5 protein-coding genes are annotated in these 22,000 nt (G+C 73.3%); all 5 read left to right on the forward strand.

What is annotated here, in order from left to right; genetic code table 11:
• The coding region (locus NQU54_RS45845; protein WP_441005763.1) for a non-ribosomal peptide synthetase at positions 1-5,062 on the forward strand (5,062 nt) is incomplete at its 5' end.
• The gene (locus tag NQU54_RS45850) at positions 5,059-12,942 is read left to right on the forward strand and encodes a non-ribosomal peptide synthetase (RefSeq protein ID WP_257636216.1); all 7,884 of its coding nucleotides are present in this window, start codon (positions 5,059-5,061) and stop codon (positions 12,940-12,942) included. The genes NQU54_RS45845 and NQU54_RS45850, both read left to right, overlap by 4 nt.
• Positions 12,939-20,048 (forward strand): non-ribosomal peptide synthetase, encoded by a 7,110-nt coding sequence (locus NQU54_RS45855; protein ID WP_257636217.1) that lies wholly within the window; start codon positions 12,939-12,941, stop codon positions 20,046-20,048. Before NQU54_RS45850 ends, NQU54_RS45855 begins: the two co-directional genes overlap by 4 nt.
• A 74-nt stretch (positions 20,049-20,122) precedes the next feature.
• Positions 20,123-20,335, forward strand: a complete 213-nt coding sequence (locus NQU54_RS45860) for an MbtH family protein (protein ID WP_069867787.1) — start codon at positions 20,123-20,125, stop codon at positions 20,333-20,335.
• 148 nt (positions 20,336-20,483) lie between these two features.
• The coding region (locus tag NQU54_RS45865; RefSeq protein WP_257636218.1) for a condensation domain-containing protein at positions 20,484-22,000 on the forward strand (1,517 nt) is incomplete at its 3' end.

The raw sequence follows: 22,000 nt of genomic DNA on the forward strand, positions 1-22,000 counted from the left end.
TCGGGGGCATGTGGCGGGGATGTTGCCGGAGCATATGGTTCCGTCGGCGTTCGTGGTGTTGGAGCGGTTGCCGTTGACGGTGAACGGCAAGTTGGACCGTGAGGCGCTGCCCGTGCCGGAGGCGCCGGTGAGTGCTGGTGGGCGGGCTCCGCGTACACCGCGTGAGGAGATCTTGTGCGGTCTGTTCGCCGAGATCCTGGACGCTCCCCGTGTGGGTGTGGACGACAACTTCTTCGACCTCGGCGGGCATTCGCTCCTGGCCACACGCCTGGTGTCCCGGATCCGCGCCGAACTGGGTGCCGAGCTGACCGTCGGCGAGCTCTTCGAGGCCGCCACGCCCGCCGGCGTCGCCGAGGCCCTCTCCTCGGCGGCCGTGGCCCGCGACGGTGTGCGCCGCTACGAACGTCCTTCGGTGCTGCCGCTGTCCCACGCCCAGCAGCGCTTGTGGTTCCTCGACCGGCTCGAGGGCGGCGGCGCCACCTACAACCTGGCCTTTGAGATCACCCTCTCCGGTGAGTTGGACCGGGTGGCGTTGCGGGCGGCGTTGGGTGATGTGGTGGGGCGGCACGAGAGTCTGCGGACGGTGTTCGTGGAGGTGGACGGGGTGCCGCGGCAGGTGGTGCGGTCTTCGGTGGAGGTGCCGTTCGCGGAGTCGGTGGTGTCGCGGGAGGGGCTGGGCGAGGCGTTGAGCGCGGCGGTGGCGCGGCCGTTCGACCTGGCGGACGATGTGCTGCTGCGCGCGGAGTTGTTCTCCCTGGCGGAGACCGAGCATGTGCTGCTGCTCACCATGCACCACATCGTCGCCGACGGCTGGTCGCTGATTCCGCTCTCGACCGACCTCACCACGGCCTACCGCGCCCGCGCGGCCGGTGGGGCTCCGCGGTGGCCGGAGTTGCCGGTGCAGTACGCGGACTTCGCGCTGTGGCAGCGCGAGGTGCTGGGTGTGGAGGGTGCCGAGGGGAGTGTGTTCGACCGTCAGGTGGGGTTCTGGCGGGAGCGGCTTGCGGGGTTGCCGGAGGAGTTGGCGCTGCCGGTGGACCGGGCGCGTCCTGCGGTGCTGAGTGGGCGCGGTGGGGTGGTGGAGTTCGGGCTGTCGGCTCAGCTGCATCGGGGGTTGGTGCGGTTGGCGCGGGAGTCGCGGGCGAGTGTGTTCATGGTGGTGCAGGCTGCGCTGGCCGGGCTGCTGTCGCGGCTGGGCGCCGGGCAGGACATCGCCGTCGGTACGGCCACTGCGGGCCGTACCGATGTGGCGCTGGACGATCTGGTCGGGTTCTTCGTGAACACGTTGGTGCTGCGGACGGATGTGTCGGGTGATCCGTCCTTCCGTGAGCTGGTGGACCGGGTGCGGGAGTCGGATCTGTCGGCCTTCGCGCATCAGGACGTGCCGTTCGAGCGGCTGGTCGAGGTGGTCAATCCGCAGCGGTCGGCCGCCCGCCACCCGCTGTTCCAGGTGATGCTCGCGCTCCAGAACAACCCGGACCCCGAGCTCGACCTGCCGGGCGTCGACTCCCGGATTCGCCAACTGCGTACCTCCACCGCCAAGTTCGACCTGACGCTGGACCTTGTCGAGCGCCACGAGGGCCAGGACACGCCCGCCGGGATCGAGGGTGTCGTCGAGTACAGCGTGGATCTGTTCGACCGGGGGACGGTCGAGGCGTTGGTGGCGCGGTTTGTGCGGTTGCTGGAGGCGGTGGTCGCTGATCCGGAGGTGCGGTTGGGCCGGGTGGAGATTCTCTCCGGGCGGGAGCGTTCGCGGCTTCTGGAGGAGTGGAACGGTCCGGTGCTGGAGGTGCCGGTGCGGTCGCTGTCGGCGCTGGTGGAGGCGCAGGTTGTGCGGGCGCCGGATGCGGTGGCGTTGGTCGAGGGCGAGGTGTCGTTGTCCTATCGGGAGTTGAACGGGCGGGCGAATCGGCTGGCGCGGTTGCTGGTGGGCACGGGTGTGGGTCCGGAACGGATCGTGGCGTTGGCGTTGCCGCGTTCGGTGTCGCAGGTGGTGGCGTTGCTGGCGGTGGTCAAGGCCGGTGGTGCGTATCTGCCGGTGGATCCGGACTATCCGGCGGAGCGGATCTCCTACATGCTCGGCGACGCGGACCCCGCGCTGTTGCTGACCGACCAGGCCACGGCCGCCGGGCTGCCCGAGACCCCGGACCTGGCCCGAGTCGTCCTGGATGCGGAGGAGACGCGGGCGCGGGTCGATGCCCTGGCCGGGACGGACCTGGGGGACGGTGAGCGGCTGGTGGCGCTGTCGGTGGATCACCCGGCGTATGTCATCTACACCTCCGGCTCCACCGGGCGTCCCAAGGGCGTCGTCGTCACCCACCGTGGTCTGGCCTCCTTCTGCGGAACGGAGGCGGAGCGGTTCTTCGTCACCCCCGACAGCCGGGTGCTCCAGTTCGCCTCGCCGAGCTTCGACGCGGCGGTGCTGGAGGTGTGCATGGCCCTTCCGCACGGTGCGGCCCTGGTCGTCCCGCCACCCGGCCCGCTCGTCGGGGAGATGCTCACCGATGTCCTGGCCGGACAGCGGATCACCCACGCCCTCATTCCGCCCGCCGCACTCGCCGGGGTGGCCCCCGCGGGCCTGACCGACTTCCGCACCCTCATCGTGGGTGGCGAGGCATGCCCCGCCGAACTGGTGGAGCGCTGGTCGTCCGGGCGCCGGATGGTCAACGCCTACGGCCCGACGGAGTCCACCGTCGCCGCCACCACCAGCGGGCCCCTCGCTCCCGGTGCCGGGGCCCCGCCGATCGGGAGCCCGGTGTGGAACACCAGCGCCCTCGTCCTCGACGAGCGGCTGCGGCTCGCTCCCGTGGGCGTCGTCGGCGAGCTCTACATCGCGGGTGATGGGCTCGCCCGCGGCTATCTCGGCCGCCCCGGGCTCAGCGCCGAGCGGTTCGTGGCGCACCCCTACGGGCCGCCGGGCGCCCGGATGTACCGCACCGGCGACCTCGTCCGGTGGCGTGCCGACGGTGAGCTGGAGTACGTCGGCCGCGCCGACGACCAGGTCAAGCTGCGTGGCTTCCGGATCGAACTCGGCGAGATCGAGACCGTGCTCGCGGGCCACCCGGAGGTGGAGCGCGCCGTGGTCGTCGTACGCGAGGACCGCCCCGGCCATCGGCAGCTCGTCGGCTACATCGTGCCCGAGCCCGGTGCCGCCCGGCCCGACCAGCAGATCCTGCGCAAGCATGTGGCCGCCGCGCTCCCGGAGTACATGGTGCCGAGCGCGATCGTGGCACTCGGCCATCTGCCGCTGACGCCCAACGGCAAGCTGGACCAGAAGGCCCTGCCCGCGCCCGACCGCACCGCCGCCGCCCCGGGGCGCGCGCCCACCACGGCGCGCGAGGAAATCCTGTGCCGGCTGTTCGCGGAGGTGCTCGGGGCTGGCGAAGTGGGCGTCGACGAGAGCTTCTTCGACCTCGGCGGCGACAGCATCGTCTCCATCCAGCTCGTCAGCGGGGCCCGCAGGGCGGGGCTCGTCATCACCCCGCGCGATGTCTTCCGGCACCGCACGGTCGAGGCGCTCGCGGCCGTCGCCCGCGAGGCCGAGGCGACGAGCCGCCCCGCGGCCGGGGACAGCGGCGTCGGCCCGGTCCGGGAGACGCCGATCATCACCTGGCAGCGCGAACGGGGCGGCCCGCTCGACCGGTTCAGCCAGACCATGCTGCTGCGGGTCCCGGCGGACCTGGGGCTCACCCGCCTCCAGGACGCCCTCCAGACCGTGCTGGACCACCATGATGTGCTCCGGATGCGCCTGGTACGGCAGGCGTCCGACGCCCCCTGGGCCATGGAGGTCCCCGGGCCCGGCGCCGTCCCGGCGGCGCCGCGAGTCACCCGGGTCGAGGTGGCGGGGCTGGACGGCGACGCCCTGTCCGAGCGCGTCACCGCCGAGTCGGCGCATGCCCTGGACCGGCTCGCCCCCGCGACCGGCGGCATGGTCGAGGCGGTCTGGTTCGACGCCGGACCGGACCGGCCGGGGCGGCTGCTGCTCGCCCTGCACCACCTGGTGGTGGACGGCGTCTCCTGGCGCATCCTGGTGCCCGATCTGACCGCCGCCTGGCAGGCCGCCGCGGCGGGCCGGACGGCCCGGCTCGAACCCGTGGGAACGTCGTTCAGGACCTGGGCGGAGCGGCTCGCCGAAGAGGCCCACAGCCCCGGGCGCACCGCCGAACTCGAGCTGTGGGAACGGATGACCGCCGCGCCCGAACGCACCCTCGGCAGGCGCCTCCTCGACCCCGTCCGGGACACCGCCGGCAGCGCACGGTCGCTCACCCTGACCATGGACCCCGAGCGCACCACCGCGGTACTGGCCGAGGTGCCCGCCGCGCTGAACGCGTCGGTCAACGAGGTCATGCTGACCGCCCTGGCGCTCGCGGTCACCGGCCGGCGCCGTAAGCGCGAAGGCGGCGACCACACCGCCGTCCTCATCGACCTGGAGGGGCACGGCCGGGAGGAGTTCGCCCCGGACATCGACCTCTCCCGCACGGTCGGCTGGTTCACCAGCCTCTATCCCGTGCGGCTGGACCCCGGCCGCACGGACCAGGAGCGGGCCCCCGCAACGGCCGCCCTGAAGCGGGTCAAGGAGCAGCTGCGTGCCCTGCCGGACAACGGACTGGGCTACGGACTGCTGCGCCATCTCAACCCGCACACCGCGGAGGCGCTCCGGACGCGCCCCGTACCGCAGATCTCGTTCAACTACCTGGGACGCTTCGCGGCCCCCTCCGACTCCGGAGGAGCGGACGCGGAGTGGACCGCGGACCCCCTGACGGACGTGCTGGGCGCCGGGGCCGACCCCGCCCTGCCGCTCGCACACTGCCTGGAAATCAATGTGCTGACACAAGACGGCGTGGACGGGCCCCGGTTGGCCGCCACCTGGTCGTGGCCGGACGGCGTGCTGTCCGAGCCCGAGGTGCGTGACCTCGCCGAGGACTGGTTCACGGCGCTGGACGCCCTGTCGGACCGGCCCGACCGGTCCATGAGCAGTGGCTGGACCCCCTCGGACCTTCCGTTGGTGTCGTTGTCGCAGGCGGAGATCGACCTTTTGGAATCCGAGTGGAGGAACTCATGACCAAGCCGGGACTCGCCGACGTTCTGCCCCTGTCGCCCCTGCAAGAGGGCATGCTCTTCCTCGCCCTCTACGACGAGCGGTCGGTGGACGCCTACACCGTGCAGCTCGGCTTCGACCTCGAAGGCCGGGTGGACCCGGCGGGTCTGCGCGCCGCCGGGGACGCCTTGCTGCGCCGCCACCCCAATCTGCGGGCCGGGTTCCGGCACGAGAAGCTCAGCCGGCCCGTCCAGGTCATCCCGCACGAGGTCGAGCTGCCCTGGCAGGAGGCCGATCTGCGGGACGGCTCGGACCAGGCGCGGCGGACGGCGCTCGACGAGCTCGTCGAGCGGGACCGCACCCGCCGCTTCGACCTCGCGGCACCGCCGCTGATCCGCTTCACCCTCGCCCGGCTCGCCGACGAGCGGTACCGGCTGGTGGTCACCCTGCACCACATCCTGCTGGACGGCTGGTCCTTCCCGCTGCTGGTGGACGACCTCTTCGAGCTGTACGCACGGCGTGGCGACGAGAGCGGCCGGCCCAAGGTCACCCCGTACCGCGACTACCTCGCCTGGCTGTCCCGCCAGGACCGGGACGCCGCGGCCAAGGCGTGGCGCACCGCCCTCGACGGCGTCACCGAGCCGACCCTGCTGGTGCCGGGCGCCGGTCAGCGGGTGGACCGGATGCCCGAGGAGTTCAGCCTGGAGCTCCCCGCGGAGCTGACGGAGCGGCTGACGGCGCTGGCGCGGTCGCGGGGCTGGACGCTGAACACGGTCGTGCAGGGCGCGTGGGGTCTGCTGCTGTCGTCGCTGACCGGCCGGGACGATGTGGTGTTCGGCACCACGGTCTCGGGTCGTCCTCCGGAGGTTCCGGGGGTCGAGGCGATGGTGGGGCTGTTCATCAACACGCTGCCGGTGCGGGTGCGGCTGGATCCGGCCGAGTCGCTGGGTCAGCTTCTGGGGCGGCTCCAGGACCAGCACACCGAGCTGATGGACCACCAGCACCTCGGACTCACCCAGATCCAGCGGGAGACGGGCACCGGCGCGCTCTTCGACACCCTCGCCGTCTTCGAGAACTACCCCTTCGACCCCGCCGCCCTCGACCGGACGGTGGACGGCGTGCGGGTCTCCGGCTTCTCCGGCGCGGAGGCCACCCACTACCCGCTGAGCCTCATCGCCTACCCGGGCGAGCGCATCCGGCTGCGCGTCGGCCACCGCCCGGAGTTCGTGGACCGCGCGGCGGCCGAGGCCGCCGCGGCGCGGCTCACCCGTGTCCTCGAGGCCGTCGCCGCCGACCCCGACCAGCGGGTGGCCGCCGTCGACGCCCTCGCGGCCGACGAGCGCGGATGTGTGCTGGAGCGGTGGAACGACACCGCGTACGACGTGCGGCCCGATACGCTCCCGCGGCTGTTCGAGGCCCGCGCGGCGGCCGTCCGGGACCACCCCGCCGTGGTCTTCGAGGGCACCGAGGTCTCCTACGCCGACCTGAACGCACGGGCCAACCGCCTCGCCCGCCACCTCATCGCCCAGGGGGTCGGCCCCGAGCGGACCGTGGCCCTGGCCGTACCGCGCTCGGTGGAGCTGATCGTCGCCCTGCTCGCCGTCACCAAGACCGGCGCCGCCTACCTCCCGGTGGACCCCGACCACCCCCGGGACCGCACCTCCTACGTCCTCTCCCAGGCCCGGCCCGCCCTGGTGCTCACCACCGCGGCCGCCGCCGGTGGCCTGCCCACGACCGACGCGCACGTCCTGGTCCTGGACGCCCCGGAGCAGGCGGCGGCCCTCGCGGACCACGCGGACACGGACGTCCAGGACGCGGAGCGCACCGCGCCGCTGACCCCGGACCACCCCGCCTACGTCATCTACACCTCGGGCTCCACCGGCCGCCCCAAGGGCGTCGTCGTGCCGCACCGCGGCATCGTCAACCGCCTCGCCTGGATGCAGGGGCAGTACGGGCTGGCCATGGACGACCGGGTGCTCCAGAAGACCCCCGCCGGCTTCGACGTGTCGGTGTGGGAGTTCTTCTGGACCCTCACCGAGGGCGCCACGCTCGTCGTCGCCCGCCCCGGGGGCCACAAGGACCCGGCGTACCTCGCCGACCTGGTGCGCGACCAGCGCGTCACCACGCTCCACTTCGTCCCGTCGATGCTCCAGGAGTTCCTCCAGGAGCAGGCCGCCGTCCGGTGCGCCGGGCTGCGCCGCGTCATATGCAGCGGCGAGGCGCTTCCCGACCCGCTCCGCGAGCGGTTCTTCTCCGTGCTGACGGCGGAGCTGCACAACCTGTACGGCCCCACCGAGGCGTCCGTGGACGTCACCTACTGGCAGTGCGAGGCCGGACACGCCCCCGGCCCGGTGCCCATCGGCCGCCCGGTGTGGAACACCCGGACCCTCGTCCTGGACGCCATGCTGCGCCCGGTGGCCCCCGGTGTCGCGGGCGATCTCTACCTCGCGGGCGCGCAGCTGGCCCGGGGCTACCTCGACCGGCCCGATCTGACCGCCGAGCGCTTCGTCGCCGACCCGTACGGGCCCGCGGGCGGCCGGATGTACCGCACCGGCGATGTGGCCCGCTGGACCGACCAGGGGGTCCTGGAGTTCCTCGGCCGCGCCGACGACCAGGTCAAGCTGCGCGGCTTCCGTATCGAACTCGGCGAGATCGAGGCCGCCCTGACCGGCCATCCGCGGATCGCCGCGGCGGCCGTCGTGGTCCGGGAGGACCGCGCCGGTGACCAGCGGCTGGTGGCCTACCCGGTGGCGGCGGACCCGGCGGACGCCCCCGACACCGCGGATCTGCGCGCCCATCTGGCCGCGGCGGTGCCGGACTACATGGTGCCGTCGGCGTTCGTGCCCCTGGACCGGCTGCCGCTGTCCGCCAACGGCAAGCTGGACCGCAAGGCCCTGCCCGCCCCCGACGCCGTCACCGGCGGAAGCGGGCGTGCGCCGCGCACCCCCCGCGAGGAGATCCTCTGCGGTCTGTTCGCCGAGGTGCTCGGCGTGGACCGGGTCGGCCCCGACGACGACTTCTTCGCCCTGGGCGGGCACTCGCTGCTGGCCACCCGGCTGGTGTCGCGGATCCGCTCCGCGTTCGGCGTCGAACTGGCCGTGGGCGCGCTGTTCGAGGCGCCCACCGCGGCCCGGCTGGAGACCGAACTCGCCCACGCCGGTGACGCCCGCCCGGGAGTGCGCCCGTATGTGCGCCCCGAGGTGCTGCCGCTGTCGCACGCCCAGCGCGGCCAGTGGGTGGTCAGCCGTATCGAGGAAGGGCCCTCGGCCTACCACATCCCCTACGCCACGCGGCTCTCCGGTGAGTTGGACCGGGTGGCGTTGCGGGCGGCGTTGGGTGATGTGGTGGGTCGGCACGAGAGTCTGCGGACGGTGTTCGTGGAGGTGGACGGGGTGCCGCGGCAGGTGGTGCGGTCCTCGGTGGAGGTGCCGTTCGCGGAGTCGGTGGTGTCGCGGGAGGGTCTGGGCGAGGCGTTGAGCGCGGCGGTGGCGCGGCCGTTCGACCTGGCGGATGATGTGCTGCTGCGCGCGGAGTTGTTCTCCCTGGCGGAGACCGAGCATGTGTTGCTGCTGACCATGCACCACATCGGCTCGGACGGCTGGTCCCTCAGCCCCCTCGCCCGTGATCTGTCCGCCGCGTACACCGCCCGGCTCGCGGGCCGTGCGCCCGTGTGGCCGGAGTTGCCGGTGCAGTACGCGGACTTCGCGCTGTGGCAGCGTGAGGTGCTGGGCGTGGAGGGTGCCGAGGGGAGTGTGTTCGACCGTCAGGTGGGGTTCTGGCGGGAGCGGCTTGGGGGGTTGCCGGAGGAGTTGGCGCTGCCGGTGGACCGGGTGCGTCCTGCGGTGCTGAGCGGGCGTGGCGATGTCGTGGAGTTCGGGCTGACCGCCGAGGTGCATCGGGGGTTGGTGGGGCTGGCGCGGGAGTCGCGGGCGAGTGTGTTCATGGTGGTGCAGGCTGCGCTGGCCGGGCTGCTGTCGCGGCTGGGTGCCGGGCAGGACATCGCCGTGGGCACGGCCATCGCGGGCCGCACCGACGAGGCGCTGGACGATCTGGTCGGCTTCTTCGTGAACACGTTGGTGCTGCGGACGGATGTGTCGGGTGATCCGTCCTTCCGTGAGCTGGTTGACCGGGTGCGGGAGTCGGATCTGTCGGCCTTCGCGCACCAGGACGTGCCGTTCGAGCGGCTGGTCGAGGCGATCAATCCGCAGCGGTCGGCCGCCCGGCATCCGCTGTTCCAGGTGATGCTCAACCTCCAGAACAACCCCGAGCCGCGGCTGAAGCTCGACGGGATCACCGTCGAACCGCAGCCCGTCGACGTCGCCGTCAGCAAGTTCGACCTCAGCTTCGACCTGACCGAGCGCCACGGCCACGACGGTGCCGCGGGCGGTGTGCACGGCGAGATCCGCTACAGCGTGGATCTGTTCGACCGGGGGACGGTCGAGGCGTTGGTGGCGCGGTTTGTGCGGTTGCTGGAGGCGGTGGTCGCTGATCCGGAGGTGCGGCTGGGCCGGGTGGAGATTCTCTCCGGGCGGGAGCGTTCGCGGCTTCTGGAGGAGTGGAACGGGCCGGTGCTGGAGGTGCCGGTGCGGTCGCTTCCGGCGCTGGTGGAGGCGCAGGTTGTGCGGGCGCCGGATGCGGTGGCGCTGGTCGAGGGCGAGGTGTCGTTGTCCTATCGGGAGTTGAACGGGCGGGCGAATCGGCTGGCGCGGTTGCTGGTGGGCATGGGTGTGGGTCCGGAGCGGATCGTGGCGTTGGCGTTGCCGCGTTCGGTGTCGCAGGTGGTGGCGTTGCTGGCGGTGGTCAAGGCCGGTGGTGCGTATCTGCCGGTGGATCCGGACTATCCGGCGGAGCGGATCTCCTACATGCTCGGCGACGCGAGTCCGGCGCTGTTGCTGACCGATCGGGCCACGGCCGCCGGGCTGCCCGAGACCCCGGACCTGGCCCGAGTCGTCCTGGATGCGGAGGAGACGCGGGCGCGGGTCGATGCCCTGGCCGGGACGGACCTGGGGGACGGTGAGCGGCTGGTGGCGCTGTCGGTGGATCACCCGGCGTATGTCATCTACACCTCCGGCTCCACCGGGCGTCCCAAGGGCGTCGTCGTCACCCACCGCTCCCTGTCCGACTACCTGGACTGGACGAGCCGGTCCTACCCGAGCGCGGCCGGCGCCGCGCTGCTGCACTCGCCGGTCTCCTTCGACCTCTCGGTGACCGCGCTCTACACCCCGCTCGTCGTCGGCGGTGCGGTGCACCTCGCGGCGCTGGAGGAGGACCCCGCCGCCGAGCGGGCCCTGGCCGGGCGCCCGGTGACCTTCCTGAAGGCCACCCCCAGCCATCTGCCGCTGCTCGCGGCACTTCCCGACGCGTTCTCGCCCGGCAACGAGCTTCTGCTGGGCGGCGAGGCCCTCTTCGGCGAGGCGCTCCAGGACTGGCGGGCCCGCCACCCCGGGGCCACCGTGCTGAATGTGTACGGGCCCACCGAAGGGACCGTCAACGTCGCGGAGTTCCGTATCGAGCCCGGTGACGAGGTGCCGTCAGGACCGGTGCCGATCGGCCGCCCTCAGGGCAACGCGCGCCTCTACGTCCTCGACGAGGGACTGCGGCTCGCCCCGCCCGGAGTGGCGGGCGAGCTCTACATCGCGGGAACCGCCCTGGCCCGCGGCTATCTCAACCGCGCCGCGCTCACGGCGGAGCGCTTCGTGGCCGACCCGTACGGCGCGCCGGGCGCCCGGATGTACCGCACCGGCGACCTCGCCCGCCGCCGCGCCGACGGCGAGCTGGAGTACGTCGGCCGCGCCGACGACCAGGTCAAGCTGCGCGGCTTCCGGATCGAACTCGGCGAGATCGAGACCGTGCTCGCGGGCCATCCGGAGGTGGAGCGCGCCGTGGTCGTCGTCCGCGAGGACCAGCCGGGCGAGCGGCGGCTGATCGGCTACGCCGTGCCCGCCGCGGGCGCCCGCCCCGACGCGGCGGCGCTGCGGGCCCGGGTCGCGGACGCGGTGCCGGACTACATGGTGCCCGCCGCGGTCGTCCTGCTGGACGCGCTGCCGCTGACCGCGCACGGCAAGCTGGACCGGGCGGCGCTGCCCGCGCCGGACTTCGCCGCCACGGTCACCAAGCAGGGGCCGCGCACCCCGCAGGAGCGGATCCTCTGCGAGATCTTCGCGGATCTGCTCGATCTGTCCGAAGTCGGTGTGCACGACAGCTTCTTCGACCTCGGCGGCGACAGCATCATCTCCATCCAGCTGGTCAGCCGGGCCCGCAAGGCGGGGCTTTCGCTCACCCCCCGGGCCGTCTTCCAGCACAAGACGGTGGAGGCGCTGGCGGCCCACGCGGGCACCGTCGGCAAGCGCGTCGGCAAGGGCACCGACACCGGGGTCGGCTCGCTGCCGCTCACCCCGATCATCCACCGGCTGCGCGACCGCGGCGGTCCGATCGCCAAGTACGCCCAGTCGGTGCTCCTCCAGGTCCCGGCCGACCTCGGCGAGGAGGCCCTGGAGACCACGGTGCAGAGCGTGCTCGACCACCACGACGCGCTGCGCATGCGGCTGACCCGCCCCGAGGGCGGCGGCGAGTGGTCGCTCGAGGTGCCGCCGCGCGGCACCGTGCGGGCGGCCGAGTCCATCACCCGGGTCGATGTCACGGGACTGACCGGGGACGCCCTGGGCGCCGCCATCGAGACCGAGGCGGAGACCGCGTGGGCGCGGCTCTCCCCCGAGCGGGGGCGGATGCTCGAGGTGGTCTGGTTCGACGCGGGCCCCGAGGCGTCCGGCCGGCTCCTGGTGATCATCCACCACCTGGTCGTGGACGGCGTCTCCTGGCGCATCCTGGAGACCGACCTGGCGGCGGCCTGGCAGGCGGCCAAGGAGGGGCGTCGGGCCGAACTCCAGCCGGTCGGGACCTCGTTCAAGCGCTGGGCCGAGCACCTGGTCGCCTCCGCGTACGCCCCCGAGCGGGTCAAGGAGACGGAGCTGTGGTCCAGCACCCTGGACGTGCCGGACCCGCTGCTCAGCGAGCGGCCCCTGGACCCGTCGCAGGACATGAACCACACCATGGGCGGGCTGTGGCAGATCCTGCCGCCGGAGCTGACCGGGCCCCTGCTCACCAAGGTCCCGGCGGCGTTCAACGCGGGCGTCAACGACGTACTGCTCACCGCGCTCGCCCTGGCGGTCGCCCACTGGCGGCGCTCGCGTGGCGGTGAGGACCACCCGGCCGTCCTCGTCGACCTGGAGGGCCACGGCCGCGAGGAGTTCACCGACGGGGTCGACCTGTCCCGGACGGTCGGCTGGTTCTCCAGCATCTACCCGGTGCGCCTGGACCCCGGCCGGCTCGACTGGCGGGAGGTCCTGGCGGGCGGACCGGCCGTCGGGGACGCGCTCAAGCAGGTCAAGGAGCAGCTGCGCGGCATCCCCGACAACGGCCTCGGCTTCGGGCTGCTGCGCCATCTCAACCTGGACACCAAGCCCGCCCTGGCCGGCTTCCTGCCCCGCCAGATCGGCTTCAACTACCTGGGCCGGTTCGACATGGCGGGCCGCGCCGAGTACGCCGACTGGGCCGCGGCGCCCGAGAAGGCCCCCGGGTTCTCCGACCGGAACGCCCCGATGATGTACGCCCTGTCCCTCAACGCGGTCACCGAGGACCACGCCGACGGCCCCCGCCTGCGGGTGGCCTGGGCCTTCCCCGGAGCCCTGTTCCGCGAGCCCGAGGTCAAGGAGCTCAGCGAGGTGTGGGCCCAGGTGCTCCAGGCCCTGGTCACCCATGTCGAGGGCGGCGCCTCCGGCGGCCACACGCCCTCGGACCTGCCGCTGGTGTCGCTGAGCCAGCAGGAGATCGACGAACTCGAGGACGAGTTGGACGACGAGTCGGACGACGACGAGCTCGACGAGGAGTGGGGGATCACCCGGTGAAGCAATCCCGGATCGAGGACGTACTGCCCCTGGGGCCGTTGCAGGAAGGGCTGCTGTTCCACGCCCAGTACGACACCGAGGGCATCGACCCCTACACCGTGCAGAGCGTGTTCCACCTCGAGGGCGATATCGACACCGAGGCGCTCAAGGCCGCCGGGCGGGCCCTGCTGAAACGGCACGCCGTGCTGCGCGCAGGGTTCCGGCACAAGGGCGGGGAGCGCCCCGTGCAGGTCATCCGGCGCGAGGTGCCGCTGCCCTGGCTCCAGCACGACCTCGGCGGTATCGAGGACGAGGAGCGGCGCGAGGAGGCCGTCGCCCGCATCGTCGACGAGGACCGCACCCGCCGGTTCGACATGGCGAGGCCCCCGCTCATGCGGTTCACCCTGGTCAGGATGGGCCCCCGGGACCACCGGCTGCTGCTGACCAAGCACCACATCCTCATGGACGGCTGGTCCTCGCCGATCGTGGCGGGCGAGTTCTTCGAGCTGTACGCCCGCGGCGGGGACGCCTCCGGCCTTCCGCCGGTGACCCCGTACCGCGACTACCTCGCCTGGCTGGCGAACCAGGACACCGCCGCCGCCGAGGCGGCCTGGCGCACGGCGCTCGCGGGCCTGGCCGAGCCGACCCTGCTCGCGCCGCGGGCCTCGGGCCACGCCGATGTGGTCCCCGAGGAGCTGAGCGCCTCGCTGCCCGCCGAGCTGACGGAGCGGCTGACGGCGCTGGCGCGGTCGCGGGGCTGGACGCTGAACACGGTCGTGCAGGGTGCGTGGGGTCTGCTGCTGTCGTCGCTGACCGGCCGGGACGACGTGGTGTTCGGCACCACCGTGTCCGGCCGCCCTCCGGAGATTCCCGGGGTGGAGACGATGGTGGGGCTGTTCATCAACACGCTTCCGGTGCGGGTGCGGCTGGATCCGGCCGAGTCGCTGGGGCAGCTCCTGGGGCGGCTCCAGGACCAGCACACCGAGCTGATGGACCACCAGCACCTCGGGCTCACCCGGATCCAGGGACTGGCCGGAGTCGGCACCCTCTTCGACACCCTCGTCCTCTTCGAGAACTACCGGGTGGACTCCGGCACGGTCGAGTCCTCCCTCTCCGGCGCCCGGGTCACCGGCGGCTCGGGCCGCGACGCCACCCACTACCCGCTGAGCCTGGCCATGGCCCCCGGGCCCAGGATGCTGCTCAAGGTGGGCTACCGCCCCGATGTGTTCGACCGCGCCACGGTCGCCTCCCTGGTCGACCGGCTCACCCGCTTCTTCGAGGCGGTGGTCGACGACCCCGGGCAGCTCGTCGGGCGGGTGGACGCGCTGGACCCCGCCGTCCGCCGCCGGGTGCTGGTGGACTGGAACGACACCGCGCGCGAGGTGCCCGCCACCACCCTGCCCGGGATGTTCCAGGAGCAGGTGGCGCGCACCCCGGACCAGCTCGCGGTGGTGCACGGCGGCACCGCCCTCACCTACGCCGAGCTCGACGAGCGGGCCAACCGGCTCGCCCACCACCTGATCTCCCTGGGCGCGGGCCCGGAGAAGCTGGTGGCACTGTCGCTGCCGCGCGACGACCGCACCCTCGTGGCCGTCCTCGCGGTGCTCAAGTCGGGCGCCGGATATCTGCCCATCGACCCCAAGTACCCGGCCGACCGCATCGCGTACATCGTCCAGGACGCCGCCCCGGCGCTGGTGCTCACCGAGTCGGGGGTCGGCGCGGCCCTGCCCGCGACCGGCCGCCGGGTGGTCGTCCTCGACGACCCCGAGGTGGAGCGGGCGCTGGAGAGCGGCCCGGCGACCGATCCGGCCGACGGCGAGCGCGCCCACCCGCCGCACCCCGACTCGCCCGCGTACGTCATCTACACCTCGGGCTCCACCGGCCGCCCCAAGGGCGTCGCCGTACCGCACCGCGCGGTGGTCAACCTCGCGGCCTGGGCGCGTACCGCCCTGGGCGGCGAGCGGCCGGCCCGGATGCTGTTCACCACCTCGCTGAGCTTCGACGTCTCCGTCTTCGAGATGTTCGGGACGCTGATGTCGGGCGGCACCCTGGAGGTCCTGGACGACCTCCTCGCGCTCGCCGAACGGCCCACCGCGCAGCTGCCCGGCACCGTGGTCAGCGCCGTGCCCTCGGCGCTGGCCCAGCTGGTCGGCCAGGGGGACGTACGGCTCACCGCCGACACGGTGCTGCTGTGCGGTGAGCGGCTGGGCGCCCAGGCCGCCGTGGACATCCAGAAGGCCCTGTCGCCCGGCCGGCTGGCCAACGTGTACGGACCCACCGAGGCCACGGTCTACGCCACGGCGTGGGACACCGACGCCCCCGTGGAGTCGGCGCCGCCCATCGGCCGTCCGCTGCACAACTACCGGGCGCTGGTCCTGGACCGCTGGCTGCGGCCGGTGGCCCCCGGCACCGACGGTGAGCTGTACCTCGCCGGGGAGGGCGTGGCCCGGGGCTATGTGAACCGGCCGGGCCTCACGGCGGAGCGTTTCGTCGCGGACCCGTACGGCCCCGCGGGCAGCCGGATGTACCGCACCGGCGACCGCGCCCGGTGGACCCCCGACGGCCTCCTGGAGTGCCTCGGCCGCACCGACGACCAGGTCAAGCTGCGCGGCTTCCGCATCGAGCTCGGCGAGATCGAGTCCGTCATGGCCGCCCACCCCGGTGTGGGCCACGCGGCCGCGGTGGTCCGGGAGGACCAGGAGGGCGACCGGCGCCTGGTCGGCTATGTGGTCGCCGACCCCGGCGGCCGGCCCGACCCCGCCGCGCTGCGCACCCGGCTCGCGGACGCGCTGCCCGAGTACATGGTGCCGTCGGCCTTCGTCACCCTGCCCGAACTGCCCATGACCGCCAACGGGAAGCTGGACCGCAAGGCCCTGCCCGCCCCCGAGGTGGCCGGAGCCTCCGCGCGCCCGCCGCGCTCCCCGCAGGAGGAGATCCTGTGCGGTCTGTTCGCCGAGGTCCTCGGCGTCGAACGGGTCGGCGTGGACGACAACTTCTTCGACCTGGGCGGGCATTCGCTGCTCGCCACCCGGCTGGTCTCCAGGGTCCGCTCGGCGCTGGGCGTGGAGCTGGCCATCCGCTCCCTGTTCGAGGCCGCCACCCCGGCCCGGCTCGCGGGCCTGCTGGCCGGGGCCGGAACCGCCCGCACCCCGCTCACCGCGCAGCCGCGGCCCGCGGAGCTTCCGCTGTCCTTCGCCCAGCGGCGGCTGTGGTTCCTCGACCGCCTCGGCGACGACCGCGGCACCTACCACATCCCCACCGCGATGCGGCTGGCCGGCCAGGTGGACCGGGCCGCCCTCGAGGCCGCCCTGCGCGACGTCGTGGCCCGGCACGAGAGCCTGCGGACGGTGTTCCGCGAAACCGACGGGGTGCCCCGGCAGGTCGTGCTGGACTCGGCCGAGATCGCCCTCGCCCACTCCGGGGTACGCGAGGAGGAGCTGCCCGACGCCCTCAACGCCGAGGTCACCGCGCACTTCGACCTCGCGGCGACGATCCCCGTACGGGCACGGCTGTTCTCCCTCGGCGAGACCGACCACGTCCTGCTGGTGACGATCCACCACATCGCCTCGGACGGCTGGTCCATGGGCCCGCTCGCCCGCGACCTGTCCACGGCCTATGTGGCCCGGCTGCGCGGCGACGCTCCCGACTGGGCCGAACTCCCCGTGCACTACGCGGACTTCACCCTCTGGCAGCGCGAGGTGCTGGGCGACGAGGCCGAGCCGGACAGCCCGATCGCACGCCAGCTGGCCTACTGGAAGGAGAGCCTGGACCAGCTGCCCGAGGAGCTGGCCCTGCCCGCGGACCGGCCGCGGCCCGCCGTCGCCTCCGGCCGTGGCGGGGCCGTGGTCTTCCGGATCAACCCCGAACTGCACACCTCGCTCGCCCAGCTGGCGCGGGCCGGCCGGGCCACGCTGTTCATGGTCCTCCAGACCGGTCTGGCCACCCTGCTCACCCGGCTCGGCGGCGGCACCGACATCCCCGTCGGCACCCCGGTGGCCGGCCGTACCGACGAGGCGCTGGACGACCTGATCGGCTTCTTCGTCAACACCCTCGTGCTGCGCACCGACACCTCGGGTGAGCCGACCTTCAACGAGCTGATCCAGCGGGTCCGGGAGCGGGACCTGAGCGCCTTCGCGCACCAGGACGTCCCGTTCGAGCGGCTGGTGGAGGTCCTCAACCCGGAGCGCTCCCAGGCCCGCCACCCGCTGTTCCAGGTATCGCTCACCTTGCAGAACACCGCGGACTCGGACGTGGCGCTGCCGGGTCTGAACGCCGCGCCCCAGCCGGTGGCCGTGGACATCAGCAAATTCGACCTGAGCCTGGAGCTCAGCGAGGAACTGCTCGCCGACGGCCGCGCCGACGGCATCGACGGCGTTCTGCGCTACAGCACCGACCTCTTCGACCACGGCACCGCCGAGGCGCTCGCCCAGCGGCTGGTCCGCGTGTTGCGCACGATGGCCGCCGCGCCCGACACCTCCATCGCCGAGGTCGACACGCTGACCCAGGACGAGCGCGAGCGGATCCTGCGGGGCTGGAACGACACCGCCCACCAGGTGCCCGCCGCCACCCTGCCCGCGCTGTTCGAGGCGCGGGCGGCCCGCACCCCCGGCCGGCCGGCGCTGGTCTTCGAGGGCACCACCCTCGACTACGCCGAGCTCAACGCGCGGGCCAACCGGCTCGCCCGGCTGCTCATCCGGCGCGGTGTGGGCCCCGAGGGCTACGTCGCCATCGCCGTGCCGCGCTCCGTGGAACTGGTCGTGGCGCTGCTCGCGGTGGTCAAGACCGGTGCCGCCTATCTGCCGGTGGACCCCGGCTACCCGGCGGACCGCATCCGCTTCATGCTCGACGACGCGGCCCCGGCGCTGCTGCTGACGACCACCGGGACGGCCACCGGACTGCCCGTCGACGCGTCCGTACCGGTCCTGGCACTGGACGCGCCCGGCACCCTGGAGGCCCTCGCCGGGCTCGGGGACGGCGATGTCGCGGACGGCGAGCGGCGCGCCCCGCTGCACCCCGACTCGCCCGCGTACGTCATCTACACCTCCGGCTCCACCGGCCGCCCCAAGGGCGTGATGGTGCCGCACTCCGGCATCGTCAACCGGCTCGCCTGGATGCAGGCGCGCTACGGCCTCGGCCCCGAGGACCGGGTCCTCCAGAAGACGCCCGCCGGTTTCGACGTCTCCGTCTGGGAGTTCTTCTGGCCGCTGCTCGAAGGAGCGGCGCTCGTCGTCGCCCGGCCCGAGGGCCACAAGGACCCCGGCTATCTGGCCGACCTGATCCAGGCGGAGCGCGTCACCACGGTCCACTTCGTGCCCTCGATGCTCCAGGTGTTCCTCCAGGAGCCGGGCGCCGCCCGGTGCACCGGACTGCGGCGCGTCCTGTGCAGCGGCGAGGCGCTGCCCCGTGAGCTCCAGGACGAGTTCCTGCGCACCCTGGACGCCGAACTCCACAATCTGTACGGCCCGACCGAGGCATCGGTGGACGTCACCTCCTGGGAGTGCGAGCGCGGGGCCGCACCGGGCCCGGTGCCCATCGGCCGCCCGGTGTGGAACACCCGGCTGTATGTGCTCGACGACGCGCTGCGGCCGGTGCCGCCCGGGGTGCCCGGCGATCTGTACCTGGCCGGTGTCCAGCTGGCCCGGGGCTATCTGGGCCGCCCCTGCCTGTCGGCGCAGCGGTTCGTCGCCGACCCCTTCTCCGCCGACGGCGGCCGGATGTACCGCACCGGGGACGTGGCCCGCTGGCGGCCCGACGGCGCCCTGGACTTCCTCGGCCGCGCCGACGACCAGGTGAAGCTGCGCGGCTTCCGGATCGAACTGGGCGAGATCGAGGCGGTGCTGGCCCGCCACGCCGAGGTGGCGCACACTGCGGTCGTGGTCCGGGAGGACCAGCCCGGCGACCCGCGCCTGGTGGCGTACGTCGTCCCGGCCACCGGTGGCGAACCCGCCCCGGCGGCCCTGCGTGACCACCTGGCCGCCGAGGTGCCCGAGTACATGGTGCCGTCCGCCTTCGTGCCAGTGCCCGAGCTGCCGCTGACCCCCAACGGCAAGCTGGACCGCGGGGCGCTGCCCGCGCCCGGTGCCCCCGTGGCCGCCGAGGGCCGCGCCCCGCGCACCGTACGCGAGCGGATCCTGTGCGGGGTGTTCGCGGAGGTGCTGGGGCTGCCCCGGGTGGGGATCGACGACAACTTCTTCGAGCTGGGCGGCCATTCGCTGCTCATGGTGCGGCTGGCCAACCAGGTGCGGCTGGCCTTCGGCGTCGACCTGACGATCCGGACCCTCCTCAACACCCCGACCGTCGCGGGCCTGGCCGAGCGGCTGTACGAACTGAACCCCGGCGACGACCTGGACGTCCTGCTGCCCCTGCGGGCGCAGGGTTCCCTGCCGCCGCTGTTCTGCGTCCACCCCGGCACGGGCGTCGGCTGGCCCTACACCCGGCTCATCCCCGAGGTGGACCGCGGCCGTCCCCTCCACGCCCTCCAGGCCAGGGGGCTCCGGGACATCGGCGATCTGCCCGGAAGCGTCGAGGAGGTCATCGAGGACTACCTCGGCCGGATCCGGGAGATCCAGCCGCACGGCCCCTACCACCTGCTCGGCTGGTCCCTCGGCGCGGCACTCGCCCAGGCCATCGCCACCCGGCTCCAGGCGTCCGGGGAGGAGGTCGCCCTGCTGATGAGCCTGGACGGCTATCCGATGGACGCGACACCGGCCGACGCCGGACCGTGGAGCCGACAGCAGTTCCTCCGGGAGGTCCTGGAGGTCGCGGGCATCGACCCCGGCCACGACGGCCCCCTCGACCGCGACGAGGTCATGGCGGCCATCCGTGAGGAGGGCTCGCCCTTCGCCACGCTCGACGCGGCCCAGTCGGAGAACATGTTCCGGATCCACCGGAACTTCGCCGCGATGAGCCAGGAGTTCACCCCCGGCCGGTTCACCGGAGACCTGATCCACTTCCGCGCCGCCCGCTCCGGCGAGGAGCTCGGGCTCGACCCGCACACCTGGGACCGGTACGTGGACGGCCGGGTCGAGGTCCATGACATCGATTGCGCCCACGGCGAGATGACCCAGCCGGTGGCCATGCGGATCGTCGGGCCGATCCTCCGCGACCGGCTCGGCGCCGGCGACTGACCCGGCCCTTCCGCTCCGGGAGCCTCCCGGAGCACCGAACAACCCTCGGGAACCGAAACAAGGAGAGAAACGACATGAGCAACCCGTTCGAGAACGCCGAGGGCCGCTTCTTCGTCCTGGTCAACGACGAGCGGCAGTACTCCCTCTGGCCGGCCTTCGCCGAGGTCCCGGCCGGCTGGACGGTCGTCCACGGCGAGGACACCCGCGAGGCGTGCCTGGAGCACATCGACCAGAACTGGACCGACATGCGGCCCAAGAGCCTGGTCGACGCGATGAACGCCGTCTGACCCCACCGCCCCGCCACGCCGGGCCCGGGAACGGCCGCACCCACGCGTGCGGCCGTCCCCGGGCCGGGGCCCGCCTCCTGGCACCGCAGCCGCGCGAGAGCGCGCCACCCGACACGCGAGTCTCACCGCGACCGAGGATGAACGAGACATGCCTGACGCCCGGACCAACCGGCTCCCCCTGACCGCCGCCCAGTCGGGAATGTGGTACGCCCAGCGGCTGGACCCCGACAACCCGATCTACAACGGCGCCCAGTACCTGGAGATCCAGGGACTGCTCGACCCCGACCTCCTGGAGGAGGCGCTGCGCCGGGTCGTCCGGGAGACCGACGCGCTGCGCACCCGCTTCGTCGAGGACACCGAGGGCGTATGGCAGGTGGTCGACCCGGACGGCACGGGCACGGTCCACTACATCGACGTCAGCCACGAGGACGACCCCCGGGCCGCGGCCGAGGCATGGATGCACGCCGACTTCCGGCGCCCGCTGGACCTCCTCGACGACGAACTGGTCCGCTTCGCCGTCCTGGAGACCGCCCCCGACCGCTTCCTGTGGTACCTCCGCGTCCACCACATCGTGCTGGACGGCTTCAGCGGGGCCCTGGTCACCCGGCGGGTCGCCGAGATCTACACCGCCCTGGCCGCCGGAACCCCGGTGCCCGAGGGCGAGTTCGGACCGCTGGCGGAGCTGGTGGCCGCCGACGAGCGCTACCGCGCCTCGGAGGACTTCGCCAAGGACAGGGCGCACTGGACCACCGTGCTCGCCGACCGTCCCAAGCCGCCCAGCCTGACGGCCGCCGACCCCACCATGCCGACCCGCCTGCGGCGCGGCACCACCTGGCTGTCCCCCCGGTCCACCCGTGCGCTGCGGGAGGCCGGGGACCGGGCCGGCGTCCCCTGGCCGCCCGTGGTCACCGCCGTCCTCGCCGCCTACCTCCAGGGCCTCGGCGGAGGCGATGACATCGTCGTCGGACTGCCCGTGACCGGCAGACTCGGCAAGGTCGCGCGGGCCACCCCGGGCATGGTCTCCAACGTCCTGCCGCTGCGGCTGTCCGTACGGCCCGAGTCGACCTTCGACGAACTGCTCACCCAGGTCGCCGGATCGATGCGGCGGGTCCTGCGCCACCAGCGCTACCGCTACGAGGACCTGCGCCGCGACCTCGGCCTGCTCGGCGGCGACCAGCGCCTGGTGGGGCCGCAGATCAACATCATGATGTTCGGTCACGGGCTGACCTTCGGCGAACTGCCCGCGACCCCGCACACCCTCAACCTCGGCCCGGTGGACGACCTGTCCGTCGTCGTCCACGACCTGGGCGAGGGCAAGGGGCTGCGCATCGACTTCGAGGGCAACCCCGAGCTCTACGGGGAGGGCGATCTCGCCCTCCACCAGCGCAGGTTCGTCCGGCTGATGGAGTCCCTCGCGGACGCCGGCCCGGACCGCGCCCTGGGCACCGTGGACATCCTCCTGCCCGAGGAGCGGTCCCGTCTGCTGCCGCCGACGGACGACACCCCGGCCGCGCTCCCGGACACCACCCTCACCGAGCTGTTCGAGGCGCGGGCGAGGGAGTCCGCCGAGAGCGTGGCGGTGGTGTGCGGTGCGGAGTCGTTGTCGTACGGGGAGTTGAACGCTCGGGCGAATCGGTTGGCGCGGTTGTTGGTGGGGCGGGGGGG

Origin of the sequence: Streptomyces malaysiensis subsp. samsunensis (assembly GCF_024519315.1) — a bacterium.
GTDB lineage: Bacteria > Actinomycetota > Actinomycetes > Streptomycetales > Streptomycetaceae > Streptomyces > Streptomyces malaysiensis.